The organism is Chelatococcus asaccharovorans (assembly GCF_003201475.1).
Taxonomy (GTDB): Bacteria; Pseudomonadota; Alphaproteobacteria; order Rhizobiales; family Beijerinckiaceae; genus Chelatococcus; species Chelatococcus asaccharovorans.
The window spans coordinates 722,894-749,294 of the sequence record NZ_QJJK01000001.1 but is presented as its reverse complement, the minus strand read 5'-3'; the positions used below and the strand labels follow the sequence as shown (position 1 = coordinate 749,294).

General features: G+C 65.1%; 23 protein-coding genes. 16 read left to right on the top strand and 7 right to left on the bottom strand.

Annotated features, from left to right (window positions below; translation table 11 throughout):
* Positions 1–68 precede the first annotated feature (68 nt).
* Both C7450_RS03515 and C7450_RS03510 read right to left on the bottom strand, forming a co-directional pair.
* On the bottom strand, positions 69–953 hold the full coding sequence (locus C7450_RS03515; RefSeq protein WP_110373243.1) for an HpcH/HpaI aldolase/citrate lyase family protein: 885 nt from the start codon (positions 951–953) through the stop codon (positions 69–71).
* 13 nt (positions 954–966) lie between these two features.
* On the bottom strand, positions 967–1,752 hold the full coding sequence (locus tag C7450_RS03510) for a 3-hydroxybutyrate dehydrogenase (protein ID WP_110372962.1): 786 nt from the start codon (positions 1,750–1,752) through the stop codon (positions 967–969).
* 450 nt (positions 1,753–2,202) lie between these two features.
* On the opposite strand from C7450_RS03510, the gene C7450_RS03500 reads away from it, so the two are divergent.
* From C7450_RS03500 to C7450_RS03490, 3 genes are all read left to right on the top strand, one after another.
* Complete coding sequence (locus tag C7450_RS03500) at positions 2,203–2,820, top strand: Fur family transcriptional regulator (RefSeq protein WP_110373242.1); 618 nt, start codon at positions 2,203–2,205, stop codon at positions 2,818–2,820.
* A gap of 64 nt (positions 2,821–2,884) precedes the next feature.
* Complete coding sequence (gene ispG, locus C7450_RS03495) at positions 2,885–4,168, top strand: flavodoxin-dependent (E)-4-hydroxy-3-methylbut-2-enyl-diphosphate synthase (RefSeq protein ID WP_110372960.1); 1,284 nt, start codon at positions 2,885–2,887, stop codon at positions 4,166–4,168.
* 233 nt (positions 4,169–4,401) lie between these two features.
* Positions 4,402–6,339: a potassium transporter Kup gene (locus C7450_RS03490; RefSeq protein WP_110372959.1), complete on the top strand. Its 1,938-nt coding sequence runs from the start codon at positions 4,402–4,404 to the stop codon at positions 6,337–6,339.
* Between the two features lie 28 nt (positions 6,340–6,367).
* On the opposite strand, the gene C7450_RS03485 is transcribed toward C7450_RS03490, so the two are convergent.
* A complete protein-coding gene (locus C7450_RS03485; RefSeq protein WP_110372958.1) occupies positions 6,368–7,297 on the bottom strand; it encodes a polyprenyl synthetase family protein in 930 nt (309 codons plus the stop codon).
* Positions 7,298–7,576: 279 nt separating this feature from the next.
* On the opposite strand from C7450_RS03485, the gene mtgA reads away from it, so the two are divergent.
* From mtgA to C7450_RS03470, 3 genes are all read left to right on the top strand, one after another.
* The gene (gene mtgA, locus C7450_RS03480) at positions 7,577–8,221 is read left to right on the top strand and encodes a monofunctional biosynthetic peptidoglycan transglycosylase (RefSeq protein WP_110372957.1); all 645 of its coding nucleotides are present in this window, start codon (positions 7,577–7,579) and stop codon (positions 8,219–8,221) included.
* A gap of 217 nt (positions 8,222–8,438) precedes the next feature.
* Positions 8,439–8,624, top strand: a complete 186-nt coding sequence (gene rpmF, locus C7450_RS03475) for a 50S ribosomal protein L32 (RefSeq protein ID WP_110372956.1) — start codon at positions 8,439–8,441, stop codon at positions 8,622–8,624.
* A 314-nt stretch (positions 8,625–8,938) separates the two neighbouring features.
* A complete protein-coding gene (locus C7450_RS03470) occupies positions 8,939–10,294 on the top strand; it encodes a bifunctional diguanylate cyclase/phosphodiesterase (protein ID WP_170147023.1) in 1,356 nt (451 codons plus the stop codon).
* 66 nt (positions 10,295–10,360) lie between these two features.
* Here C7450_RS03470 and phaR read toward each other — a convergent pair whose 3' ends face one another.
* Positions 10,361–10,954 (bottom strand): polyhydroxyalkanoate synthesis repressor PhaR, encoded by a 594-nt coding sequence (gene phaR, locus C7450_RS03465; RefSeq protein WP_110372954.1) that lies wholly within the window; start codon positions 10,952–10,954, stop codon positions 10,361–10,363.
* Between the two features lie 278 nt (positions 10,955–11,232).
* Between phaR and C7450_RS03460 the strand changes: the two genes are divergently transcribed.
* The 3 genes from C7450_RS03460 (at position 11,233) to yddG (ending at position 14,218) form a co-directional block, all read left to right on the top strand.
* On the top strand, positions 11,233–12,411 hold the full coding sequence (locus tag C7450_RS03460) for an acetyl-CoA C-acetyltransferase (protein ID WP_110372953.1): 1,179 nt from the start codon (positions 11,233–11,235) through the stop codon (positions 12,409–12,411).
* A gap of 132 nt (positions 12,412–12,543) precedes the next feature.
* Positions 12,544–13,272 carry an acetoacetyl-CoA reductase gene (gene phbB / locus C7450_RS03455; RefSeq protein ID WP_110372952.1) on the top strand — a complete coding sequence of 243 codons (729 nt, stop codon included), beginning with the start codon at positions 12,544–12,546 and terminating at the stop codon, positions 13,270–13,272.
* Positions 13,273–13,324: 52 nt separating this feature from the next.
* Positions 13,325–14,218, top strand: coding sequence for an aromatic amino acid exporter YddG (yddG, locus tag C7450_RS03450; RefSeq protein WP_110373241.1), 894 nt, complete (start codon positions 13,325–13,327; stop codon positions 14,216–14,218).
* Here the strand turns inward: yddG and C7450_RS03445 are convergent.
* Both C7450_RS03445 and gloB read right to left on the bottom strand, forming a co-directional pair.
* Complete coding sequence (locus C7450_RS03445; protein WP_110372951.1) at positions 14,163–14,606, bottom strand: cupin domain-containing protein; 444 nt, start codon at positions 14,604–14,606, stop codon at positions 14,163–14,165. The two genes, yddG and C7450_RS03445, sit on opposite strands and share 56 nt — an antisense overlap.
* A complete protein-coding gene (gene gloB, locus C7450_RS03440) occupies positions 14,606–15,373 on the bottom strand; it encodes a hydroxyacylglutathione hydrolase (protein ID WP_110372950.1) in 768 nt (255 codons plus the stop codon). The genes C7450_RS03445 and gloB overlap by 1 nt, the downstream gene beginning before the upstream one ends.
* 173 nt (positions 15,374–15,546) lie before the next feature.
* Here gloB and C7450_RS03435 point away from each other — a divergent pair, with 173 nt between their 5' ends.
* The 4 genes from C7450_RS03435 (at position 15,547) to C7450_RS03420 (ending at position 20,153) form a co-directional block, all read left to right on the top strand.
* A complete protein-coding gene (locus C7450_RS03435) occupies positions 15,547–16,326 on the top strand; it encodes a class I SAM-dependent methyltransferase (protein WP_110372949.1) in 780 nt (259 codons plus the stop codon).
* Between the two features lie 237 nt (positions 16,327–16,563).
* A complete protein-coding gene (locus tag C7450_RS03430; protein ID WP_110372948.1) occupies positions 16,564–17,517 on the top strand; it encodes an acetyl-CoA carboxylase carboxyltransferase subunit alpha in 954 nt (317 codons plus the stop codon).
* Between the two features lie 179 nt (positions 17,518–17,696).
* Positions 17,697–19,115, top strand: coding sequence for a L,D-transpeptidase family protein (locus tag C7450_RS03425; protein ID WP_210206347.1), 1,419 nt, complete (start codon positions 17,697–17,699; stop codon positions 19,113–19,115).
* 297 nt (positions 19,116–19,412) lie between these two features.
* The gene (locus C7450_RS03420) at positions 19,413–20,153 is read left to right on the top strand and encodes a lytic transglycosylase domain-containing protein (protein ID WP_245449452.1); all 741 of its coding nucleotides are present in this window, start codon (positions 19,413–19,415) and stop codon (positions 20,151–20,153) included.
* 245 nt (positions 20,154–20,398) lie between these two features.
* Here the strand turns inward: C7450_RS03420 and secA are convergent, their stop codons facing one another.
* Complete coding sequence (gene secA / locus C7450_RS03415; RefSeq protein ID WP_110372947.1) at positions 20,399–23,176, bottom strand: preprotein translocase subunit SecA; 2,778 nt, start codon at positions 23,174–23,176, stop codon at positions 20,399–20,401.
* Between the two features lie 463 nt (positions 23,177–23,639).
* Between secA and C7450_RS03410 the strand changes: the two genes are divergently transcribed.
* The 3 genes from C7450_RS03410 (at position 23,640) to C7450_RS03400 (ending at position 26,391) form a co-directional block, all read left to right on the top strand.
* Entirely contained in the window at positions 23,640–24,581 is a 942-nt protein-coding gene (locus tag C7450_RS03410) for a peptidylprolyl isomerase (protein WP_245449451.1), read from the top strand.
* 158 nt (positions 24,582–24,739) lie between these two features.
* Positions 24,740–25,987 carry a bifunctional glutamate N-acetyltransferase/amino-acid acetyltransferase ArgJ gene (gene argJ, locus C7450_RS03405; RefSeq protein ID WP_110372946.1) on the top strand — a complete coding sequence of 416 codons (1,248 nt, stop codon included), beginning with the start codon at positions 24,740–24,742 and terminating at the stop codon, positions 25,985–25,987.
* Entirely contained in the window at positions 25,984–26,391 is a 408-nt protein-coding gene (locus C7450_RS03400; RefSeq protein WP_110372945.1) for a (deoxy)nucleoside triphosphate pyrophosphohydrolase, read from the top strand. The genes argJ and C7450_RS03400 overlap by 4 nt, the downstream gene beginning before the upstream one ends.
* The last annotated feature ends 10 nt before the right edge of the window (positions 26,392–26,401 follow it).

Genomic DNA, 26,401 nt, shown 5'->3' with positions numbered 1-26,401 from the left:
GTCGCGACGCCGGCCTTCCTTCGTTTGCGCGTTTGTGGGAATTGTCTGCCGCGGCCGGCGGACAGCCATCATCGTGATTCCAGGATCTGCTCGGCGATGGCGAGATGGAGCCGTTCAACCATGCGCCCATCGAGTGATATGGCGCCGGCACGCGCGTTCTCGGGCAGCGCGAAGGCAGCGACGATCGCCTCCGCCTCGGCGATCTCGTCGGCGGAAGGCGCGAAGGCGGCTTTTGCGGCAGCAATCTGGCTCGGGTGGATCAACGTCTTGCCGTCGAAGCCGAGGTCGCGCCCCTGTGCGCATTCGGCCGCGAAGCCGTCGGCATCGCCGATGGCGTTGTAGACGGCATCAAGCACGGCAAGGCCATGGGCACGGGCCGCGACGACGATCGACGACAGCAAGGGCACGAGCGCAGCACGGCCGGGGGAAACGCGCATGCGCGTTTCCTTGGCGATATCATTCGCACCGACCACCAGGCAGGCGAGGCCGGTTTCCGGTGCCGCCGAGACGATGTCGCGCAGGTTGAGGATGGCGGCCGGCGTCTCGATCATAGCCCAAAGCGCCAGGTCACCCGGGGCGCCCGCCCGGCGCATGGCGGCGCCGACACGGGCGAGATCGTCCGGGCTGGAGACCTTGGGGACGAGCACAGCGTCCGGCCAGCGCGGCGCATAGGTGAGGGCCGCGACATCATCGGCACCGAAGTCGGTGTCGAGGCCGTTGATGCGCAGGACGACGCGCAGGCCGGATAAAAGGCCATCCGGGCCGAGCGCTTCCCGTATGGCCCCGCGCGCTGCCGCTTTCATGGCCGGTGCCACCGCGTCCTCGAGGTCAAGGATGATGGCATCGGCTTTCAGCGAGCGCGCCTTCTCAAGTGCGCGGCGATTGCTGGCCGGCATGTAGAGCACGCTATGCAGCGGACCCGCTGGTACCGATTGCGAAAGGCGCCGCGCCATTGTCATCTGTCCGCTATTCGGCGACCCAACCGCCGTCGATCTGCTGCATCGAGCCGGTGATGGACCGGGCCGCATCGGACGTGAGGAACAGGGCGAGCGCCGCCACCTCTTCCACCGTGACGAATTCCTTGGTGGGCTGGGCGGCCAGCAGCACGTCGCGCTTCACCTGCTCTTCCGTCATGTCGCGTGCCTTGGCGGTATCGGGAATCTGCTTTTCCACGAGCGGCGTCCAGACATAGCCGGGGCAGATCGCGTTGCAGGTGATGCCGAAGGTCGCCGTCTCGAGGGCCACCGTCTTCGTCAGGCCGGCGATGCCGTGCTTCGCCGCGACATAGGCGGATTTGAAGGGCGAAGCCACGAGCGCATGGGCCGAGGCGGTGTTGATGATGCGCCCCCATTTGCGCGCCTTCATGCCCGGCACGGCGGCGCGGGTTGCATGGAAGGCGGCGGACAGGTTGAGCGCGATGATCATGTCCCACTTCTCCGGCGGGAATTCCTCGATCGGCGCCACATGCTGGATGCCCGCGTTGTTCACGAGCACGTCCACCGTGCCGAAGGTCTTTTCCGCCTCGGTGATCAGCCTGGCGCATTCCTCACCCTTGGTGAGGTCCGCCGCCACATAGGCGGCCTTGACGCCGAAATCCTTCTCGATGCCGCTGCGTTCTTTTTCGATCGCCGCCGCGTCGCCGAAACCGTTGATCACCACATTGGCCCCGTCGCTGGCAAGGGCGCGCGCGACGGCGAGCCCGATACCGCTTGTTGACCCGGTCACCACAGCCGTCCGCGATTTCAGTGACATGATGCTACTCCTCAGGGAAAATCAGAATGCGATCGTGAGGCAAGGAAATGAAGTCTCGTTGACGATGTTCGCCTTCTTATCAAGCCTTCCCCTCAAGCCTTACCGCTCGCATGCTGCGATGCAACTGCAAAGCAGCAAGGTGCTATCATTGTTGCATAAGGGCAGTGTCACAGGGAGTCGCAGGCTCTTCAAGCTGCCGGCAGCCGTCACGATATGAGGGGGGGGGAGACGGAGACCGGATCGTGGCCGCACTGGCGTGCGCCCTGTGGTCCGTGGTACGCAAGGTGCTGCGATTGAGGAGACCGGCGGCATCAGATCGTTATGATGCCTGCCGCCATCCCGGGCGGCGACCACGAATGGCAACGGCAGTACGGTAACGACAGGTGCGGTAGAGGCAAGCGAGCGAGATTGCCGGCAGTGACGATTTCCAGGAACGCGATGTCCGAGAACATGCCTTCATCACGAACTGGACTGCGCGCAGGCGAGGCGGGCCGACAGGCCCGAGGCGAGCCCCATACCCATGCCCATGATGATGCCCATATCCATGACGAGGCTCATGTCCTCGGTGAGGTTCATGGGCACGACCATGCTCATGATTGCGACCACGCCCAGACGCGTGCCGCCCAGGCCCCGAAGGCGCTGGCTGCGGCCGAGGCCCTGTGCGAGCGCCTCGGAGTACGGCTGACGCCTATTCGCCGCGAGGTCCTGGAAACCTTGCTCGCGACCCATCGCCCGCTGGGCGCCTATGATCTCGTCGAGGATCTGGCCCGGCGCCACGGACGCCGCATGGCGCCGATCACCGTCTATCGGGCGTTGGATTTTCTTCTCGAACATGGCCTCATCCACAAGCTTGCGACGCAGAACGCCTTCGTCGCCTGCCCGCACCAGCATGCGGCTGATGAGCTCGTGATCTTTCTGATCTGCGAAAGCTGCGGCGGCGTGGATGAGGTATCATCCCCCGAATTGAGCGCGGCGATGCAGGGCATCCGCCGGAAGGCGCATTTCACGCCCCGGGCCGAGGTGATCGAGATCACCGGCCTTTGTGGCCATTGTGGTGCTAAGGCGTGAGCCTCCGCGGACATAGCGTCTGCGTCTTGATGTGCTCCGCGTCGGCGGATAAGAGTCTCCACCCATGAGTCCCGCCCTGATGGCCCTGCCAGATACGATGCCTGAACTGAGTGGTCCGCGACCGCGCCACCGCACGGTGGGCGTGGCCGTTGGGAATGTGATGGTGGGCGGCGGCGCCCCCATCGTCGTCCAGTCCATGACCAACACGGACACCGCGGATATCGACGGCACGGTGGCGCAGGTCGCCGCGCTGGCGCGGGCCGGGTCCGAGCTCGTCCGTATCACGGTCGACCGCGATGAGGCGGCGCGGGCCGTCCCCCACATCCGGGACAAGCTGCACGCCCGCGGCGTCAAAGTGCCGATCGTCGGCGACTTTCATTTCATCGGCCACAAGCTGTTGGCCGATCATCCCGCTTGTGCCGAGGCGCTGGATAAATATCGCATCAACCCCGGCAATGTCGGCTTCAAGGACAAGAAGGACCGGCAGTTCGGCATGATCGTCGAGGAGGCGGCGCGACGCGGCAAGTCCGTGCGCATCGGCGCCAACTGGGGCTCGCTCGATCAGGAACTGCTGACGCGCCTGATGGATGCGAATGCGGTTGCGGCCCGGCCGCTGCCGGCACGCACGGTCACGCAGGAAGCGATGATCCAGTCGGCCCTCATCTCGGCGGAGCGGGCCGAGGAGATCGGTTTGCCGCGCAACCGCATCATCCTCTCGGCGAAGGTGTCTGCCATTCAGGACCTCATCGCCGTTTATCGCGAGCTCGCCCGCCGCTCGGACTATGCGCTTCACCTCGGCCTCACCGAGGCCGGCATGGGGTCCAAAGGCATCGTGGCTTCGTCGGCCGCCCTTGGCATTCTCCTTCAGGAAGGCATCGGCGATACCATCCGCTTTTCGCTCACGCCCGAGCCAGGCGGGGACCGCACGCTGGAAGTGAAGGCGGCGCAGGAGCTCCTGCAGACCATGGGCTTCCGCACCTTCGTGCCGCTGGTCGCAGCCTGCCCGGGCTGCGGGCGCACCACCTCGACGGTGTTCCAGGAACTGGCGCGTGACATCCAGACATGGATTTCCACCTCCATGCCGGAGTGGAAGGCGCGCTATCCCGGCGTGGAGGCGTTGAACGTTGCGGTCATGGGATGCATCGTCAACGGACCGGGTGAGTCGAAGCATGCCGATATCGGCATTTCGCTGCCGGGAACGGGCGAGATGCCGGCTGCCCCCGTGTTCATCGATGGCGCCAAGGCGATGACCTTGCGCGGGCCGACGCTCGCCGCTGATTTCAAGGCGCTGGTGTCCGAATATATCGAACGGCGTTTCGGCATGAGCGAGCGGCGCGCGGCCGAATAGCGCCGCTTCCTCTCGATGAAAGGTGGCGGGATGAAGCGCGGAGCCAGTTGTTTCATACGCGCACGATGGGGCACCCATCCGGGCCTTTCGCCAGCCGCGGGAACCGCGTCTGCGCGTGAGCGTTGACGCCTCATGCGCTTCCGGTGCCGGTCCGCTGCAGTTGCATCAACGGGCGGGCCAGATGAGAGACATTCCGGCCTCCGTGCCAGAAGCGGACCTTACAGCGGGCCTCCATGCAAAAAGATGCGGCTTTGAGTGAACGGGATAGCGCAGGCGTTATCGCGGACGGGGACGACAGTGAAGGCCACTCCCGTTCGGCGTCATTTCCGATACTGATGCTGGGCGCCGTCGGTGTCGTCTTCGGCGATATCGGCACGAGCCCGCTTTATGCGATGCGCGAGGCCATCGCCGTCGCGACGGCCGGCTCGGCCGTGACCCTGAGGGAAACGGTGCTCGGCGTCATATCGCTGATCCTGTGGTCACTCATCCTGGTCGTCACCTGCAAATATGTCCTGGTGCTGCTCCGGGCCGACAACAACGGGGAGGGTGGCACGCTCACGCTGGTGGCGCTCGCCCAGCGCAGCGTGCGCAAGGGCCGCATGGCGGTCCTCATGCTCGGGGTCGTCGGCGCGGCGCTGTTCTATGGGGATGCCGTGATCACCCCGGCGATTTCGGTCTTGTCGGCCGTCGAGGGTGTGAAGCTCACGACGCCGGAACTCGATCCCTATGTCGTGCCGATCACGATTGTCATCCTGTTCGCGCTGTTCGCGGTTCAGAGCCGCGGCACCGGCAAGGTCGCGGCTCTGTTTGGCCCGATCATGGTGCTCTGGTTCCTGAGCCTTGCCGGTCTTGGCCTTCTCCACATCGCCGATGCGCCGGAGGTGTTTCGGGCTGTCAACCCGTTCTATGGCATCGCTTTTCTCGCGCACCACCCCGGCATCGCGCTGTTCATCCTCGGCGCCGTGTGTCTGTCGGTGACAGGCGCGGAGGCGCTCTATGCAGACCTCGGGCATTTCGGCCGCGGGCCGATTCGGGCAGCGTGGCTCATCTTTGTGTTTCCGGCCCTGGTGCTGAACTATTTCGGCCAGGGCGCGCTCGTGCTCAGCGATCCGTCTGCGGCCGATAATCCCTTCTACCGCATGGTGCCGGCACCGCTGCTGGTGCCATTCATATGTTTGGCAACGCTCGCCACGATCATCGCCAGCCAGGCCGTGATCACAGGGGCGTTCTCGCTGACACGGCAGGCTATCCAGCTTGGCCTTCTGCCGCGCATGCTGATCCGCTTCACGTCGGCGTCGCATTCCGGGCAATTCTATATTCCGAGGGTCAATTCGCTGTTGCTGATCGGCGTACTCGTGTTGGTCGTCATGTTCGGCACGTCCAGCGCCCTGTCGCACGCCTATGGCATCTCTGTCTTTGGAGCGATGGTCGTGGACGGCATCCTGGCCGTCATTTTCATCTGGAAGGGCTGGCGCTGGAGTTTCATCGCTGCCATTGCGCTGATGGCGCCCTTCCTGACGATCGACATTGCCTTCCTGTCCGCCAATCTGCTCAAACTGTTCTCGGGCGGTTACGTGCCGCTGATGATGGCGGCCGTACTCATCCTCATCATGTGGACGTGGGTAAGGGGCAGCGCGATCCTCTTCGCCAAGACCCGCAAGACCGATGTGCCGCTCAGCGAGCTTATCGGCATGCTCGAGAAAAGCCCGCCGCACCGCGTCAAGGGAACTGCGGTCTTCCTGACAAGCGATCCGGATACGGCCCCCTCGAGCCTGCTGCACAATCTGAAGCACAACAAGGTTTTGCACGAGAAGAACGTGGTCCTGACGGTGCGCACGGCCGACACGCCGCGCGTGAGCAACGGCGAGCGGGTGGCGGTGGAGCATCTGACCGACAGCTTCTGGCGGATCGAGATGAAATTCGGTTACATGGAGATGCCGAATGTACCGCGCGGTCTCGCCATCCTGCGCAAACTCGGCTTCAAGTTCGATATCATGTCGACGTCATTCTTCCTGTCGCGCCGCTCCATCCGGCCCGCGTCCCAGTCCGGCATGCCGCTGTGGCAGGACAAGCTCTTCATTGCGCTGGCGCGCAACGCCAGCGATGCGACGGACTTCTTCCAGATACCGACTGGCCGGGTCGTCGAGGTCGGGACGCAGGTTTCGGTTTAGCCGCGTATCCCCGTCGGATGTCCGTCGATCAGACCCGCCGTTCGACGGTGAAGCGCGCGGCGTCGCGCAGGATGTCTGCCTCCGGGCCGAAGCACGAGAGAGCCGCAATCGCTGTCGCGGCGATCGCGTCCCGCCGCGCGCGGGCAGCTGGCAGACCGAGTATGTCGACAAGGGTTCCCTTGCCCTTGTCGGCATCCTTCGCGGTACGCTTGCCCATCGCGGCCGCATCGGCCTCGCGGTCCAGCACGTCGTCGGCGATCTGGAAGGCGGCGCCGATTGCCTGGCCGTAGGCGACAAGGGCACGCCGCTGGTCGACCGTCGCCCGGCCGAGAATGGCCCCGGCCTCCACTGAGAACGCAAGCAGCGCCCCGGTCTTCATGGCCTGCAGCGTCTCGATTCCGGCCTCGCCGGGCGGGGCATCGCCGTAGCGTCCCTCGGCTGCAAGATCGAGGACCTGCCCGCCAACCATGCCGCCGAGGCCCGCCGCCCGCGCCAGTCCGCGCACCAGATCGAGATGAACGCCGCAATCATCCGGCTCGGCGGGGCCGGCCGCGAGCTCGAAGGCCAGCGTCAGCAGGGCGTCGCCAGCCAGAATGGCGGTCGCTTCGTCAAAGGCGATATGTACGGTCGGCTGGCCGCGCCGGAGGTCGTCGTCGTCCATCGCCGGGAGGTCGTCATGGACGAGCGAGTAGCAGTGCAGCATCTCCACCGCGCAGGCCGCCTGCATGACGTCGCCGGTATCGCGCCCCAGAAGCCTGGCGGTTTCGATGACGAGGAAGGGACGCAGACGCTTGCCGCCGCCGAGGACGGCATGCCGCATCGCCGCCATGAGCCGTTCGGGGCGGGCAATCTCGCCTTCGCGTGCGGCAGGTGCAAGGAAGCCGGCAAGAGCATCCTCAACCGCCGCGGCCACCTGGGTGAGGCGATCTGCGAATGCGACGCTGCTATCCTGGTGCATGTCCCGCTCCTTCACTGGCCGTCCTTCGCATGCCTGACGGAATTTTGCAGCCCCTTAAGTCGGTTCGGTCTGTTTTTCCGCGACCTGCGTGGGTTAGACTGCCACGACAGCTGTTTCATCCGGCGGTATTTGCAATCGGCGCGACGCTCGGCGCCATGACGATCAAGCGGAGGGGTTGCGCGCTTGCGTTTTGAGAAGGCAGCGACGTCGGAAGGGGAGGGGGCCGCCACGCGTCAGACGAAAGCGCGCGGGTCAAAGCGTCGGTTTCCCATTCGCCGCATGATGTGGCGGATTGTGTTCATCGCGGCGGCGCTGCCGATCGTCGTGGCGCTGATTTATCGCTTCGTTCCCCCGGTTTCGACGCTCATGATCGGGCGATGGATTGCCATGGCCGGTGTCGACCGGCAGTGGGTGCCGCTTGAGGCCATATCGACGGAACTTGTCAGGGCGGTGATAGCGGCTGAGGATGCGCGCTTCTGCAGCCACGGCGGCGTGGATTGGGTCGCGCTCAACGACGTTCTCGACGATGCGGGGGATGAGGGGCCGGCGCGGGGCGCATCCACGATCACCATGCAGACCGTGAAGAATGTCTTCCTCTGGCCCGGCCGTTCCTACATCCGCAAGGGGCTCGAAATTCCATTGTCACTGATGGCCGATGTGGTCTGGGGAAAGCCGCGCACGATGGAGATCTATCTCAATGTGGCCGAGTGGGGCGAAGGCATTTTCGGCGCCGAGGCCGCGGCGCAACGCGCTTTCGGCAAGACGGCAAAGCAGCTGTCGCGGCGCGAGGCGGCGCTGCTCGCGGCGGCGCTGCCCAACCCGCTGAGGCGTGATGCCCGCCGGCCGAGCCGCTATATGGCTGTTTATGCCGGACGCATCGGTGCGCGTATGCCAAGTGCGACGATCAGCTGTACGGGCGCGTGACGGAGGGAGCTCGCTTTTATGTGCGATGCCCTGACGCGCGCCGTGTTGCTTGGCCCTCGGAAGGCCGGACGTTCAGCCGCCTGCGGCGTTAAATCTGTGATGGGGGCTAGCCAGCGCGCGGTTGACCCTGTATAAGCCCGCATCCTTTTGATTGCTGGATGATCCGGGAGCCTGAAGCCGCTCGCGCTTATCCACGGCTCATCGCGCGGAGTTTGTCATGGCCGTTCCGAAAAGAAAAACATCGCCGTCGAAGCGTGGCATGCGCCGGTCTGCCGACGCCCTGAAGCAGCCGACCTATGTCGAGGACAAGGATTCGGGCGAGCTGCGCCGTCCGCATCATGTCGACCTCAAGACCGGCATGTACCGGGGTCGCCAGGTGCTGAAGCCACGCGCCGAAGCCTGATCCCTGTACGATCTGTGTCTGTAGGAAAGCCCGGCCTCGCCGGGCTTTTTTGCGTATCTGGCGCACATTTCGCGCGTGCTAGCGGCATGCATGCAGTATGTTCCCGCTACACGCTATAGTAGATTGTGTACATTTGCCGGCAACCTTCTCATTTCTTGACGTTTCGTTAACCAATTCTCAAGAGCATGCGCTATAGTGTCCCAAGCGAAGGGTGCGGAGTGTGCGATTTTGATAGACGCGCTCTCCGTGCGATCGATAATGAGCGCCCTGTCGTGGGGCCTCCAAAGGCGGATCGGATGGCGCAGAAGGCGCAAATGAAGGATCTGCGGTCGGAGAGCCCGGCGGGCACTGGGGCCGCCGGCGTCATGACGAATTGGGCGCATCTCGCGGAAGCCTTGGCTGCAGGGATAAGTGAGGCGTCCCGTAGCAGCGTTCCCTTCTCCCTTCTCGTTCTGGCGCTTGATAATCTTGATGACTTGAACTGCGACATCGGCTGCGATGCGGCAGACGAAGCGCTGAATATCGTTGCAGGGCGCATCGACAAGGTCGCCCGCCGCCGTGACCAGGTTATCCGCCATGCCGGCAATCGATTCGCCGTACTGCTGCGCGGCTGTCCCGCGGCGCAGGTACGCGGTATCGCCGAGCGCATGGCGCATGCCGTGGAGGCGGCTGCGGCGACCACGCGGCGCGGGCGCGTCCGGCTGCGGGTGCGCATGGGCGCTGTGCAGGTTCCCGATCAGGGCTGCAGTGTAGAGACATTGTTGCGGCATGCCCGCGATGCGCTGCGCTCAGCCAAGCACGTATCCGGCGGTCTGGCACTTGTCACCCATGCGGTGGCGCCTGAGGATGTGGCTGCTCCGGCGCTCGTCCATGCAGCAGAACTCGGCACCTTGGTGGATCCCGTGCGGTTGCTCAACGAGCAGCAGGTCATGCTCGCGGGCCAGCCCGTCGTCTCCGCAAAGACGCACGAGCTTGCCTTCCACGAGGCGCTCGTGCGCATCAAGCTTGCCGACGGTACCATCATGGGGGCGGCGGAAGCTGTGCCGCTTGCGGAGCGCCACGGCGTTATCCCGCTGTTCGACTATCGCGTGCTGCAACTGGCGGTCAGCCATCTCATCAAAGCACCGACCGAGCGGCTCGCCATCAATATCTCGCCATTGACGCTGCGCACGAACGACACCTGGGCCGCCTTCACGGCCCATCTCGGGGCTCATCCGTCCGTCGCCCAGCGCCTTATCGTGGAACTGACCGAGACCGCGGCGATTGACGATCCCCATATCGTGCAGGGGCGCCTTGCGACCTTGAAAATTCTCGGGGTGACCATCGCGATCGATGATTTCGGCTCAGGACATACATCGTTCAGACACTTGCGGAGCTTCCCTGTCGACATCCTCAAGATCGATGGCAGTTTCGTGTGCAATCTCTCCCGCTCGCGGGAAGATCGCTTTTTCACGCGCACCCTGGTGGAGCTTGCGCAGCATCTCGGCATCGCCACGGTCGCCGAATGGGTCGAGGACCGCGAAACGGCATCCATTCTCGCCGATTGGGGTGTGACCTATCTGCAGGGCGACTATATTGGGGCCGCTACCCTGTGGGACGAAGGACCGCAGGTCGCCTCCGCCCGGCGTCGCCGTATCTTGCCGCCGCTTGTTGACCTGCGGGCCGGCTAGAGCAAATCCGACTTAGATGGAATCGTCTGATGCCATCTAAGTCGGATTTTCGCTAGCCTATCATGATCAGTCCTTGCCGATCCGGTCGAGTCTTGCCTGCATTTCCGAGACTTGACGCCTGAGCTCGCCGAGGTCGTCCGCATCATCCGCAGCGGGCGGGGGCGTGGGCGCAGCGCTGGGCGCGTTGGGCTGCAGCCCCGCTCCTCCCGCAAAAGGTGTGAAAAGCCGCAGCGCCTCACTGAACATGGCCATGTTGGCGCGCACCTGCTCTTCAATCGCCTGGAAAGCCGCCGCGGGCCCGAAGGTTTGGCTCATCGTCTCGCGCAGCTTCTGCTGGTCTCGCGTCAGGTTGTCGATTGAAAACTCGAGATAGCGCGGCACGAGCGCCTGCATGCTGTCGCCATAGAAGCGGATGAGCTGCCGCAGGAAGGCGACGGGCAGGAGATGCTCGCCGTGCTTGTTCTCTTCCTCGAAGATGATCTGGGTGAGCACGGAGCGAGTGATGTCCTCGCTCGTCTTGGCATCATAGACGACAAAATCTTCACCGGTCCTGACCATATTGGCCAGATCTTCCAATGTCACATAGGTGCTGCTGCCCGTGTGGTAGAGGCGACGATTAGCGTATTTCTTGATGACGACCGGCTTAGTTTCATTCGCCATGGCTGCCTTTGTCCGATTTAATATCAACCCCTGCTACAACGGCGGGGCCTCAGCTTATTGCCGTGGGTCGGCCCCTTGTGCGTCGCAGCTCCACCCAGAAGAAGGATATGACGTTATACGGGTGTCGGAAACTCATTTGTTTGCGATGCACAGTGAGAGCATACAGTCCATGGTGTGAAGCTGATATGCTTGACGCCTGTCAAATGCGCCAGCCAAATAGCATCTATAAGAGAACTGCGACGCCTTGCGGGGCTAGCTGACAGAACAGGAGACTGAGGATGGCCTCAGACGATATCGTCATTGTTGCCGCGGCGCGCACGCCTGTGGGTTCGTTTAACGGGTCCTTCGCGTCGACACCCGCGCATGTGCTCGGCGCCACCGCGATTGCTGCAGCACTCGGCAAGGCCGGCGTCGCCGCTGGCGAGGTGGACGAGGTCATTCTCGGCCAGGTGCTCGCTGCGGCCGAGGGCCAGAATCCGGCGCGTCAGGCAGCCATGAAAGCCGGCGTTCCTGTCGAGAAGACCGCCTGGGGCCTCAACCAGGTTTGCGGTTCGGGCCTGCGCGCGGTCGCGCTCGGCATGCAGCAGATCGCCAATGGCGATGCGGACATCATCGTCGCGGGCGGCCACGAATCGATGAGCATGTCGCCCCATGCCGCGCATATGCGGGCCGGAACCAAGTTCGGCGACATCCAGTTCGTCGACACCATGATCAAGGACGGCCTGTGGGATGCGTTTCATGGCTACCACATGGGTGTGACGGCCGAGAATGTCGCAACCAAATGGCAGATCTCGCGCGAGGAGCAGGATGCCTTTGCGGTCGCGTCGCAGAACAAGGCCGAGGCCGCGAAGAAGGCGGGGCGCTTCAAGGACGAGATCGCGCCCGTCACCATCGCCTCGCGCAAGGGCGACATCATCGTCGACACGGATGAATATATCCGCGACGGCGCGACGCTCGAAGCCATGGCCAAGTTGCGCCCCGCCTTCTCCAAGGACGGAACGGTGACGGCCGCCAATGCGTCGGGCTTGAACGACGGAGCCGCCGCGCTGGTCTTGATGAGCGCTGCCACCGCCGAGAAGCGCGGCCTGAAACCGCTGGCGCGCATCGCCTCCTGGGCGACGGCAGGTGTCGAGCCGGCCATCATGGGTTCGGGCCCCATCCCGGCGGCACGCAAGGCGCTTGCCAAGGCCGGCTGGAAGGTGGATGACCTCGATCTCATCGAAGCGAACGAGGCCTTCGCAGCGCAGGCCATCGCCGTCAACCGCGACCTCGGCTGGGATACGGCGAAGGTCAATGTCAACGGCGGCGCCATCGCCATCGGCCATCCCATCGGCGCGTCGGGCGCGCGCATCCTGACCACGCTGCTGCATGAACTTGTCCGGCGCGATGCCCGTAAGGGCCTGGCGACGCTGTGCATCGGCGGCGGCATGGGGATTGCTTTGACCGTCGAGCGATAGGTTCGCCATCCGGCCGGCATGGCCATGGCAAGACTATTGCACCGAATAACCCTGGCGCCGGCCGCGTGCGGCGCCAGGCCTCGTGAGTTCGGCTGAAAGCCAGCGTTCACAATAAATGTGGAGGAGGAGCCCATGTCCAAGGTAGCGGTAGTCACAGGCGGCACACGCGGCATCGGCGCTGCTATTTCCCGGGCGTTGCACGCGGATGGTTATAGCGTGGCCGCGACCTTTGCCGGGAACGAGCAGGCGGCAAGCGCCTTCACGGCTGAGACGGGCATCAAGTCCTACCGCTGGGATGCCGGCGATCCCGAGGCCTGCGCGACGGGCCTCAACCGCGTGGCCGAGGAACTGGGCCCGGTCGAGATTCTGGTGAACAACGCCGGCATCACCCGTGACAGCATGTTCCACCGCATGAGCTACGAGCAGTGGTCAGCGGTGATCCATGCCAATCTGAACAGCATGTTCTGCATGACGAAGCCGGTGATCGAGGGCATGCGCTCCCGCGGTTTCGGCCGTATCATCAACATCTCTTCGATCAACGGCCAGAAGGGTCAGGTCGGCCAGGTGAACTATTCGGCCGCCAAGGCCGGCATCATCGGCTTCACCAAGGCGCTGGCCCTGGAGAATGCTCCCAAGGGCATCACCGTCAACTGCATCTGCCCCGGCTATATCGACACGGACATGGTCGCGGCTGTACCTGCCGACGCGCTCGCGAAGATTGTTGCGGGCATTCCCGTCGGCCGGCTTGGCAAGGCGGAAGAGATTGCCGCCGCCGTTGCATTCCTCGCCTCGGACAAGGCCGCGTTCATGACGGGCTCGGTGCTCACGATCAATGGTGCACAATATATAGCCAACGGCTAACGCTTGATGCATGGGCCGCCCTCCGGGGGGTGATACCGCTGGGATGGCGAACATGGTCGTGTTGACGGGAGCGACCCGGGTTGGCTTGGGGGCCATCGCGCTCTGGTCGCTCCTCGCAGCCTTGACGGCGGCATCCGGCAAGGTGCCGCCGTTCCAGCTTGCGGCGATGACCTTTGCGCTGGGCGGCCTTCTCGGCTGCGCATCATGGATCGTCAAGCCCGCGGGGGTGGCCGCCTTGCGGCAACCCTGGCGGGTGTGGCTCGTCGGCGTCAGCGGGCTCTTCGGCTATCACGCGCTCTATTTTGCCGCGCTGCGCATCGCGCCGCCCGCTGAGGCGGGGCTCATCAACTACCTCTGGCCCCTCCTCATCGTGCTGTTTGCCGCGCTTCTTCCGGGCGAAAAGCTGCGGCCAGCCCAGATTCTGGGGGCGATTTTCGGCTTCGCAGGCGTGCTCGTCCTCATCTTCAGCAAGCAGGACCTGTCCTTCAGCGGCGCCTATGTCCCGGGATATCTCGCGGCCCTGGGGGCCGCCGTGATCTGGGCGATCTATTCCCTGTTGTCACGCGCCCTGGGGACGGTCCCGACGGATGCGGTCGCCGGCTTCTGCCTTGTGACGTCTGTCCTCAGCGCGCTGTGCCATATCGCCTTTGAGGAGACTGTGTGGCCGGCGTTCTGGTGGCAATGGCTGGCCATCGTCGTTCTCGGCGTGGGGCCGCTTGGCGCCGCCTTCTATTGCTGGGATATCGGCGTGAAACGGGGCGACATCGGCTTTCTCGGCGTTGCCGCCTATGCGACGCCGGTCATCTCGACCCTGCTCCTCGTCGTGTTCGGATTTGCCGAGGCGACCATCTCACTGGCCGTCGCCTGCGCCCTGATCGTGGCGGGGGCCTTCATCGCCTCCCTGGCGACCAGCCGGGGGCGGCCATCTCGAAGCCCGCAAAGCTGAAGCCGGGCGCCACCGTACAGCCGACCAGCGTCCAGTCGCCGAGGCTGGCGGCCGCCTGCCAGGACGCCGCCGGCACCACGAACTGCGGCCTGGCGCCGGCGGCGAGGTCCGGCCCCAGCACGTGCTGGTTGACGGCGATGCCGTCGTCGCTGAGCTCGAGCAGGAGCGGGGCGCCCGCGTACCAGTGCCAGACCTCGGCTGCATCGACGCGGTGCCAGTGCGAACGCTCGCCGGCGCGCAGCAGGTAGTAGATCGCCGTCGAATGTCCGCGGGCATCGGCGCCGGCGTCCCGGAAGGTCTCGCGAAAGGCGCCGCCTTCGGGGTGGGGCTCCAGCGCGAGCAGCGCCATCACCTCCGCGGCACCGAGGGTTTGCGGCTGATCGGCCATCAGAACTTGTCCTTCCAGCGCCGCAGCGCGGCAAAGACATCGGCTGCACGCCCGTTTTCAAGGCTGACGGCCTTTGCGAGGGCAGGTTCGCCCGCGCGCAGGAACGGGTTCGTGGCCTTTTCTTCGCCGAGCGTCGAGGGAATGGTGAGCTTGCCGGCGGCGCGGGTCGCGTCGATGGCCGCGGCACGCTCCCGCAAGGCTGGATCGTCGGGCGTGACGGCGAGCGCGAAGCGGGCGTTGGACTGCGTATACTCGTGGCCGCAATAGAGGCGCGTCGCGTCCGGCAGGGCCGCGAGCTTCTGCAGCGACTGCCACATCTCCTCCGGCGTGTTCTCGAAAATGCGTCCGCATCCCAGCGCGAACAGGGTATCGCCCGCGAACAGGGCTTCCTCCCTTTCGAACCAGTAGGCGATATGGCCGGCCGTGTGCCCTGGCGTGGCGATGACCTTCGCGGCGAGCTGGCCGACCTTCACCACGTCACCGTCGTGCACGGTGACATCGATGCCGGGAATCGCATCGGCCTCGGCGCCCGGCCCGACCACCCGGATGTCGTAGCGATCCTTGAGCGGCAGGATCCCCTCGACATGGTCGGCATGCTTGTGGGTGACCAGGATGTCGGTCAGCGACCAGTTCCGGGCGGCGAGGACTTCGAGGATGGGGTCTGCCTCCGGCGCATCGATGGCGGCGGTCGCGCCGGTTGCGGGATCGTGGATAAGCACACCGATATTGTCGCTGCGGCAGGGGAAAACCTCGATCTGGGCGGGCATCGGTGACCTCACTTTGGTCAAAAGCAGGGGAGGGGACCAACCGCGCGGTGGCGCTGCGCGGCCTGGCCGGAGAATGGTGTCGGGCTTGGTACCGGGCAAGGCCGGAACGCGCACCGCTTGCATGGGGCGGCCGTCGCCCCCATTGATAGCATGGTGGATAGCGCGGAGAGGCCATGCCTGTCGATGTCGTCGATCTCAAGAGCTTCTACGCAACGCCGCTCGGCGTCGTCGCGCGGCGGCTGGTCGGGCGCGCGATCGATAGCCTGTGGGGCGACATGCCGCGCCAGCGCCTCCTCGGTATCGGCTACGCAACGCCCTATCTCGCACCGTTCCGCCCGCGCATGGAACGGACGCTGGCCTTCATGCCGGCGATGCAGGGCGTCGTGAACTGGCCACCGAACGGCATTTCCTCGTCCGCGCTGGTGGAACCCACCATGCAGCCGCTGCTCGATGCGTCGATCGACCGGGTCATCATCGTGCACGCGCTGGAGACGAGCGACGCGCCGGAGGAACTGCTGTCCGAGGTGTGGCGGATCCTCACCCCCGGCGGGCGCATGATCGTCGTCGTGCCCAACAGGCGCGGTCTCTGGGCCCGGATGGACACCACGCCCTTCGGGCAGGGGCTGCCCTACAGCCGCTCCCAGCTCACGACGCTGCTGCGGCGCACGCTCTTCTCGCCGGAGAACTGGGGGGAGGCTCTCTACGTGCCGCCCTTGCGCGGCCGGCTGTTCCTGCGTGCCGCTGTTGCCTGGGAGCGGGCGGGCGCCCGGCTCTCGCTTCCCTTTGCAGGCGTCTATGTCATGGAAGCCACCAAGCAATTGCACCGTCCCGTCACGGTCCGCAAGGTCCGCCGCGCGCGCAGCCTGAGCCCGGTGCTCCTGCCGACACCAGGGCCGCCGGTGCCCACGGGCCGTATCCCGACGGCTGATGAATCGCCGAACATTCCGACATGAGCGCCGGGCGGGTCGTGCGGTGGCGCACGGATGCGACGAGGCACACCGGATATTGGCTTGGCCGGCATATCGACCTGGCCGGCATATTGGACTGGCCAGGATATTGACTTGGCCAGATATTGACTTGGCGCCCTCGTAACGCCAAGGTCCGGCCTTCGCCGGCCGCCCTGACGGAGGCTCTTGTCGGCCCTTCGGCCTTGAAATGCGAAGGGCTTTGCTGACCCCCATTGTGAGTTGATGCGCAGCTATCTCGATTTTGAAAAACCCGTTGCTGAACTCGAAGCCAAGGTCGAGGAGCTGCGAGCGCTCGCCCAGTCCGGTGACGCCGTCGCCATTGGCGAGGAGATCGGCCGGCTCGAGGCCAAGGCGGCACGGGCGTTGGACGAGCTCTATGCAGCGCTGACGCCGTGGCAGAAAGCGCTTGTGGCGCGTCATCCGCAGCGGCCGCATTTCATCGACTACTGCGCGGCGCTGATCGACGATTTCACCCCCCTCGCGGGAGATCGCAAATTCGGCGAGGACGAGGCGATCGTCGGTGGTTTCGGCCGCTTCCGGGGCGAAAGCGTCTGCGTGATCGGCCAGGAGAAGGGCTCCAACACCGAGGAGCGCATCCGCCACAATTTCGGTATGGCGAAGCCTGAAGGCTATCGCAAGGCCGTGCGCCTCATGGAGCTTGCCGGGCGGTTCTCGCTGCCGGTTATTACCTTCGTCGATACGGCAGGCGCTTATCCCGGCATCAACGCCGAGGAGCGCGGCCAGGCCGAGGCCATTGCGCGCTCCACCGAGGCCTGCCTCGCGCTGCCTTGCCCAAGCGTTTCCGTCATCATCGGTGAGGGGGGCTCAGGCGGCGCCATTGCGCTCGCCACCACCAACAAGGTGCTGATGCTGGAGCACTCGATCTATTCGGTGATCTCGCCGGAAGGCGCGGCTTCCATCCTCTGGCGGGATTCCTCGCGCGCCCAGGATGCGGCCACCGGCATGAAGATCACGGCGCAGGATCTGCTGAAGTTTGGTGTGATCGATGCGATCATCGCCGAGCCGTCGGGCGGCGCACATCGTGATGCGGCCCAGGCCATCGCGGCGACCGGCGATGCCATCGCGGCCGGTTTCCAGGACCTCGCCGGCCTGCCGCCCGACGATATCCGCAATCGAAGGGCTGACAAGTTCCTGGCGATCGGCAGGCGGTTGTGAAACCCGTCTGAATCCGTCAAGATGGCCAGAAGATGGAGCCGAGTCGCCCGTTCGTTCGCGTATCACCCTGTGAAGTGCCCCCGGTTTGCCTCAATTTGGTAAGATTAGGGTAACGCCTCACGGCGTAAGACATGGATAACCGGCGACCGTTGTCGACCGGCCGAATGATTGGATGGCTGATGTTCAAGCGCGTCGCATTGATCGCCGTCGTGGGATTAGGCCTCGCCTCTTGCCAGGACGGCAACGGCTATAGCCGCAGCGCCCGTGCCAACGCTCCGCTGCCTGCCGCCACCCTGGCGCTCATGTCCGAAAAGGGCATGACCAAATCCTCTCCCATTCTGATCCGCGCCTACAAGAAGGAGGCGGAACTTGAGGTGTGGAAGAAGGATACCTCTGGTCGCTATGCGCTTCTGAAGACCTACCCCATCTGCCGCTGGTCGGGCCAGCTCGGCCCGAAGGTGCGGGAGGGGGATCGCCAGGCGCCGGAAGGCTTCTACAACATCACGCCTGCACAGATGAACCCGAACTCGAACTACTTCCTGTCGTTCGACACGGGCTTCCCCAATGCCTATGACCGCGCCAACGGTCGCTCCGGCTCGTATCTGATGGTGCACGGCGCCTGCTCGTCGCGCGGCTGCTACTCCATGACCGATGAGCAGATCGCCGAGATCTACGCGCTCGGACGCGAGGCCTTCGCGGGCGGTCAGCGCTCCTTCCAGTTCCAGGCCTATCCCTTCCGGATGACTCCGGAGAACATGGCGAAGCACCGCAAGGATCCCAACATCGCCTTCTGGCAGATGTTGAAGCGCGGTTCCGACAATTTCGAAGTGACGCGCGAGGAGCCGAAGGTCGGTGTCTGCGGTCGCCAGTATGTCTTCAACGCTGTTTCGGCGAGCGGCATCAGGCTCGATCCCGTCGCGGCTTGCCCCACCCTGCGTGAAGACGAGGCCGTTGCCTCCGCCGTCAAGGCCAAGCAGCAGCAGGATGATGCCAAGGTCGCCGAACTGGTGCGAGCGGGTACTGCGGCCGTTCGTCTCGTCTATCAGGACGGCGGGCAGCACAAGTCCTTCAGCACGGCGTCCAGCGGCTTCGGCGGTTCGGACGGCGGGGTCATGATGTTCGCTGCGCGCAGCAGCGCCAAGCCGCTCGATAACGTCAGCCGCCCGGAAGCGCTCTTGAATGGGCCCGAGGAGATCGTGCTCGAGGACAGCGCTCCGAAGGCCGCTCAGCCCGTGGTGGCCGTGGCTTCGGCAGCACCTGCCAAGCCGGTTGCGACCGAGGTCGTGTCGACGTCTACCGCGCCGCGTGACGAGCCGGCGACGCCGGCGCCGGTTCTCGCCTCCATTGGCGCGGGCGACGGCGCCACCCCGAAGAAGTCGTTCTTCCAGCGCGTGATGTCCTGGACGGACGCCGCGCCGAAGCCTGCGGCACCGGCGGCGGAAGCCATCCAGCAGACGGTGCCCGCTGCTGCGCCCCTGCCCCCGCCACGGCAGCAGTCTTCCAACAAGCCGGCATCGACGGACAAGCGCGCCGAATTGCCCGCCAGGAATGCGACCGAGGCGTCTTCACGCAGCGTGTGGCCGCTTTCCCTGTTCTGAACCTGGCAGGAATGCCGGGGATGCCGAATTGCGAAGGGCCGCTGTCGATAGACGGCGGCCTTGTCCGTTGGTGCTACGCAAGGGCGGCTGGTTTTGGCTGTTCCCCCGGAGCGGCTCTGCCGTCAGAAGAAGGGGGGAGGGGCGCGGATGCCTGCGATGTCGGCCTGCGGCAGCGGGCATGCGGGCTCTGTTTCCAATGAATTTATATTTGGCGGCCATACTACGATAGGTTCTTATGGCGCATGATAGACTGCGCCGTATCGCTCCCGGCCGGTGGTTCCGGCAAGAGGAACAGTCATGGTGGTCAAGTTTGGCGTCGCCGCTGCAGCCCTGATCGTCGCCGCTTTTGCGATGGACGGAGCCTTGGCCGCTCCCGAAAGCGGCCCACCGCCGCGGCCCGCCGAGCCGGCATCCGCGTCTGAGCCCATCCCCAAGCCCGCCCTACCGGCGGAGGCCTCCACGCCCTCGCCGAACCGCGACAAGGTGCGGCTGCGCGCTCTCGTCCGTGAGCAGGCCCTGAAAGCAGGCTTGCCGCCGCAGATCGCCGATGCGGTCGCGGAGGTGGAGAGCGCCTATAACATTTCAGCATCCGGCAGTTACGGTGAAGTCGGGCTGATGCAGGTGCTGCCTTCGACGGCGCGGATGCTCGGCTTCAGCGGCTCGCTGGCGGAGCTTGCGGAGCCAGCCACCAACATTCGCTATGGCGTCACCTATCTCACCGGCGCCTGGCGGCTCGCCGGCGGTGATATCTGCACGACGGTCATGAAATATCGCGCCGGCCATGGCGAGACACGCTTCTCCTATCGCTCCGTCCACTATTGCCAGCGCGTCCGTGCAATCCTCACCGCCCAGGGATATCCGGTATCGGGGTCGGTGCCGACACCGACTTTTGGCGACCCCGTCGTCGGCACGATAGGGGCCGTCGCGCGCGGCAAGTCGGTCCGTGGTCGCAGAAGCCGCGTGAACTGGGCCGCCTATGACACGCGCATGCGCAATCTGACGAAGATCGGCGCGGCCACCCTGCGCATCATGCAGTGAGGCCTGTTCGGCGCGGGCGGGATGCCGTGTCCATAGAGTAGCGAACCACCTCGGTGTTCCGGGGCAAGTCGCAGGCTTGCGCCCGAAATCTATGAACGCGACAGAAAATCAAGTGTACCCCCGGTTCGACGCCTTCTTGTAAGCCGCCGCGTTCAAGGGGGCCGGGCTCCTCGCCGATACGAGGCCCCGGAATGACGGCCGCGCGTCGATGAGGAGCTTCTATTGCTCCTGAGCGGGGCAACCGCTCAGATGAAGCGCCCGTGGCAATGCTTGAACTTCTTGCCCGAGCCGCATGGGCAAGGGTCGTTACGGCCCACCTTGCCCCAGGTGGACGGGTCGGCGGGGTCCACCGCCGCAGTCTGGGAGCGCGGAGCGACGAGCGTGTCGCCGTAGCCCGACATCTCCTCCTCGCCGCTGAACGGATTGAGGTGATGGGCTTCCATGGGCGGCAGTTCGGCCTCGGGGGGAGGCGAGAACATCACTTCGACCCGCATCAGCTGCGTTGTCACCTGCTCGCGCAGGCGGCCGATGAGCCCGTCGAAGAGCTGGAAGGCTTCGGACTTGTACTCGTTCAGCGGATCACGCTGGGCATAGCCGCGCCAGCCGATGACTTGCCTCAGATGGTCGAGCGTTCCGAGATGCTCGCGCCAGAGGTGATCGAGGGTCTGCAGCAGAACCTGCTTCTCGACGTAGTTCATCACCTCCGGCGTATTCTTCTCAACGCGCTCCGCATAGGCGGCATCGGCTGCAGCCCTGAGGCGATCGCGGATCTCGTCGTCGGCGATCCCCTCTTCCTTCGCCCAGTCCTCAACCGGAACGCTCATGTTGAGGTCGGTGGCGATGGCTTCGGCAAGGCCGGCGACATCCCACTGCTCGGGGTATGAATTCTCTGGAATGTGACGCGAGACCAGCTCCTCGGCGACACCGTGGCGCATCTCGTCGATGGTTTCGCGCACCGATTCCTGGCCCATGAAGTCACGACGCTGCTCGAAGACGACCTTGCGCTGGTCGTTCATCACGTTGTCGTATTTCAGGATGTTCTTGCGCATGTCGAAGTTGCGCGCCTCGACCTTGCCCTGGGCCTTCTCGATGGCCTTGTTGATCCAGGAATGGACGATCGCCTCGTCTTCCTTGAGACCAAGCCTCTGCAGCATGGTGTCCATGCGGCCCGAGCCGAAGATGCGCATCAGGTCGTCTTCGAGCGACAGGAAGAACTTGGAGCGGCCGGGGTCGCCCTGGCGGCCGGAGCGGCCGCGGAGCTGGTTGTCGATGCGCCGGCTTTCATGGCGCTCGGTGCCGATGACATAGAGGCCGCCAGCGGCCAGCGCCCGTTCCTTGAACTTGGCGACCTCGGCGCGGATCTCTGCCTCGCGCGCGGCCCGTTCCTCGCCGTCCGGCATGTCGGCGAGTTCCTGCTCGAGCCGCATGTCGGCGTTGCCGCCGAGCTGGATGTCCGTGCCGCGGCCGGCCATATTGGTGGCGATGGTGATGGCGCCGGGGACGCCGGCCTGCGCGACGATGAAGGCTTCAAGCTCGTGGAAGCGGGCGTTCAGCACCGCAAAATGCTTGGATGACTTGCCGGAGCGGGCCGCCTCGAACACCGGCTTCAGGGCATCGGATTTGTTGAAGTCGATATGCTGGTAGCCCGTCTGCGACAGGAAGTTGGCCAGCATCTCCGATTTCTCGATGGAGGTGGTGCCCACGAGAACGGGCTGACCCTTCTCTGCCGCTTCCATGATGTCCCGGGCAATCGCCTTGTATTTCTCGGCGTCGGTCCGGTAGACCTCGTCGTCCTCGTCGATGCGCTTGACCGGCAGGTTGGTGGGGATTTCCACCACGGCCAGGTTGTAGATGTCGAGGAATTCGTCCGCCTCGGTGGCGGCCGTGCCGGTCATGCCGGCGAGCTTCTTGTAGAGGCGGAAATAGTTCTGGAAGGTGATCGAGGCGAGCGTCTGGTTCTCGGGCTGGATCTGGACGTGTTCCTTGGCCTCGAGCGCCTGGTGCAGGCCTTCCGAGTAGCGCCGGCCCTGCATCATGCGGCCGGTGAACTCGTCGATGATCACCACCTCGTTGTTGCGGACGATATAGTCCTTGTCGCGCTGGAAGAGGGTGTGGGCGCGCAAGGCCTGATTCACATGGTGCACCAGCGTCGCGTTGGCGGCGTCGTAGAGCGAGCCCTCCTTCAGGAGACCCGCGCTTTCGAGCAGCTCCTCGATATGCTCGTTGCCGCTCTCGGTGAGCGAAACCGCGCGCTGCTTCTCGTCGAGGTCATAGTCCTCGCGCTTGAGCTTGGGGATCAGCACATCGATGGCGTTGTAGAGATCGGAGCGGTCGTCGAGCGGCCCGGAGATGATCAGCGGCGTCCGCGCCTCGTCGATCAGGATCGAGTCCACCTCGTCGACGATCGCGAAATTGTGCCCGCGCTGCACCATCTGCGCGAGGTCATATTTCATGTTGTCGCGCAGATAGTCGAAGCCGTATTCGTTGTTGGTGCCATAGGTGATGTCGCAGGCATAGGCCGCGCGCCGCTCGTCGTCATCGAGGCCATGGACGATCACGCCGACCGTCAGTCCGAGGAAGCGATAGACGCGCCCCATCCAGCTCGAGTCACGGCTGGCCAGATAGTCGTTGACGGTGACCGCGTGCACACCCTTGCCGGCCAGTGCGTTGAGATAGACCGGCAGCGTGGCCACCAGCGTCTTGCCTTCACCCGTGCGCATCTCGGCGATCGCGCCTTCGTGAAGAACCATGCCGCCGATGAGCTGCACATCGAAGTGCCGCTGGCCGAGCACGCGCTTGGCCGCCTCGCGCACGGTGGCGAAGGCGGGCACGAGCAGGTCATCGAGCGTCTTGCCGGCGGCGAGCTGCTGGCGGAACTCCTCCGTACGGGCCCGCAGCTGGTCATCCGAAAGGGCCGCGAGCTCGGGTTCGAGCGCATTGATGGCCTGGACCTTGGCCGTATAGGTCTTCAGGCGGCGGTCGTTGGCGGAACCGAATATTTTCTTCGCAATAGCGCCGAGCATCGAGATTCTTTCCGGACGATCAATACCGGTCCGGGAAGGCACCCCGCACCGTCGGTCACACGATTAACCCCCAAGGGGCGCCGGGTCCAGCACAACAGCGGGGACATGCGGCCCGAGCGGTCGACTTTCTAGCGCCGACCTTGATGTCGCCCACATCGCGCGCCGACGTGGCGAAGCCCCGTGCTGTTCGGCGAAATGGGTGTATCATACGGATCTGTCAACCCGGTTACCGGAGAACGGACCTTGTGCCCCCAAATATGGGGGCAATCTGCTGCAGGAAAACCGCGATCCCGGCGCGGAACGCCACCGGGCAGGCGTTGGCCGATGAGGCTCCTGTCAACTAAAGGTCTTGCCAACCCACGTGGCTTCGGCCACTCATGCAGGCCGAACATGCTTATATGACTAGCGCCGCGCCATCGGTCGCAGTCGTCCACCGGCCCCTGGCCACCTCGCGGAAGCACCCATGAACCTTCGTCGCTTCTTTCTGTCCACAGCCGCCACCGCCTTGATGGGCCTGCCCATGGTGGGGCTATCCGTTCCTGCGTCGGCCCAGGGAGCCGCGGCTCCGGCAGCGGCCCAGCCCACCGCGCCGGCCGCCTCCGCCGGCAACCCGGACAAGCCGCTCGCCACCGTCAACGGTGTTGCGATCACCCAGCGGGATCTCGACGTCGCCGCTGAGGATCTCGGCGACCGGCTGCCGGCAATGCCGGAAGCGCAGCGCCGGACCTATCTCCTGAATTACCTCATCGACATGAAGATTCTGGCGCAGGCAGCCGAAAAGGCAAAGGTCGCCGATAACCCGGATTTCGCGCGCCGCCTGGCCTATTATCGCGACAAGGTGCTGCTCGACGACTATCTGGCGGCCGAGGTGAAGAAGGCGGCGACGCCCGAGGCGGCCAAGGCGCTCTATGAGGAGACGGTCAAGGGCATGAAGCCCGAGGAAGAGGTGCGCGCCCGCCACATTCTCGTGGAGAACGAGGCCGACGCGAAGAAGATCGAGGCGCGTCTCAAGGCCGGCGAGGACTTCGTGAAGGTTGCCGCCGAGGTGTCGAAGGACCCGGGCTCCGCCAAGGAAGGCGGGGATCTCGGCTTCTTCACCAAGGACCGCATGGTCCCCGAATTCGCCGAAGCCGCGTTCAAGCTCCAGCCCGGCCAGGTCTCGGCGCCGGTGAAGAGCCAGTTCGGCTGGCATATCATCAAGGTCGAGGAGAAGCGCGAGAAGCCGATCCCGACCTTCGACGAGGTCAAGGAGCAGGTCGACAACTACCTTGCGCAGAAGGCGCAGCAGGACATCATCGTCGGCCTGCGCAAGGATGCGAAGATCGAGCGCCTCGACGAGCCGCCGGCCGCGCCTGTTCCGACGCCGACTGCGCCGGCAACGCCCGCCGCGCCCAAAAAGCCCTGAATAATCGGGCCCTGAAAGATCGGGCGCCGATGAACAGGGCGCCGTGATCGCCTGATGATCCTGGAGCCCCGGCTTCTCTGTGAGCCGGGGCCCGAACCAGCCGCCCGGGCAGGTCTTGGCCTGCACCGGGATCTCTCCCCCATTGATCGGCCCTCGTCATGGCAACAGAACATCCCGTCTCGCCTCTCGCCCCCAAGATCGTCCCTGCCATGCCGCCCATCGCCGGCGTGCGCTTCGCGACCGCTGCCGCGGGCATCCGCTACAAGGGGCGGACGGATGTGCTGCTCGCGATTTTCGACGAAGGCACGAGCGTGGCGGGCGTCTTCACGCGTTCCAAATGCCCTTCGGCCCCGGTTGAATGGTGCCGCGACCGGCTCGCCGGCGGAAAGGCGCGGGCGCTTGTCGTCAATTCCGGCAATGCCAATGCCTTCACGGGCCGCAAGGGCCGGGAGTCGACCGCGCTCACCGCAAAGCTCGCCGCCGCGGCGGTGGGCTGCGCGGAGAGCGAGATCTTCCTCTCCTCGACCGGCGTGATCGGCGAGCCGCTCGACGCCACCAAGTTCGAGGGTGTGCTGACGGATTGCGCCCGCCGCGCGTCGCCGGAGCCCTGGCTCGACGCGGCGCGGGCCATCATGACGACGGATACCTTCCCCAAGGTCGCAACCCGCACCGCTGCCATCGATGGTGTCACCGTCACGATCAACGGCATCGCCAAGGGCGCGGGCATGATCGCCCCCGATATGGCGACGATGCTGTCCTATGTCGTGACCGATGCGCCGATCGCGGCGCCCGCCCTGCAGACGCTTTTGTCCGGAGGCGTCAAGGGCTCGTTCAACGCCATCACCGTTGACAGCGACACCTCGACCTCCGACACCCTCATCGCCTTTGCGACAGGCGCTGCAGCCGCCCACGGCCTCAAGCCTGTCGAGGCAGCGGACGATCCGCGCCTGGCTGCCTTCAAGGTGGCTTTCGACGCCCTGTTGCTCGACCTCGCCCATCAGGTCGTGCGTGATGGCGAGGGTGCACGGAAATTCGTCGAGGTTCTGGTGCGAGGCGCCGTGGACGACGCGTCCGCCAAGCGCATCGCCTTGTCCATCGCCAATTCGCCGCTCGTGAAGACGGCCGTCGCCGGCGAGGACGCCAACTGGGGCCGTGTCGTCATGGCCGTCGGCAAGGCGGGCGAGCCCGCCGAGCGCGATCGCCTCGCCATCTGGTTCGGTGATATCCGCGTGGCGGTCGACGGCGAGCGCGATGCGGCCTATGACGAGGCCGAGACCTCGGCCTACATGCGCGGCGAGGACATTCGCATCACGGCGGATATCGGGCTCGGCAGCGGATCGGCGACGGTGTGGACCTGCGACCTCACCAAGGCCTATGTCGAGATCAACGGCGATTATCGTTCGTGAGCGTGAAGCTGACCCTCGTCGCGGCTTGCGCCCTCGTCGATGCCGACGGGCGCATTCTCATCGCCCAGCGCCCGCCGGGAAAGGCGCTCGCGGGTCTCTGGGAATTCCCGGGCGGCAAGGTGGAGGCCGGCGAGCGGCCGGAGGAAACCCTGATCCGGGAACTCCATGAGGAACTCGGCATCACCGTGAAGCAGGACTGTCTCGCGCCGTTGACCTTCGCGAGCCACCCTTACGAGACCTTTCACCTCCTGATGCCGCTCTATATCTGCCGACGCTGGGAGGGCATTGCCGCTCCGCGTGAGGGCCAGGTGCTGAAATGGGTGCGGGCGCAGGCCCTGCGCGATTATCCCATGCCACCGGCCGATGAGCCGCTCATCCCGGTGCTTGTCGACCTTCTGCGCTGAGGCGGGCGTC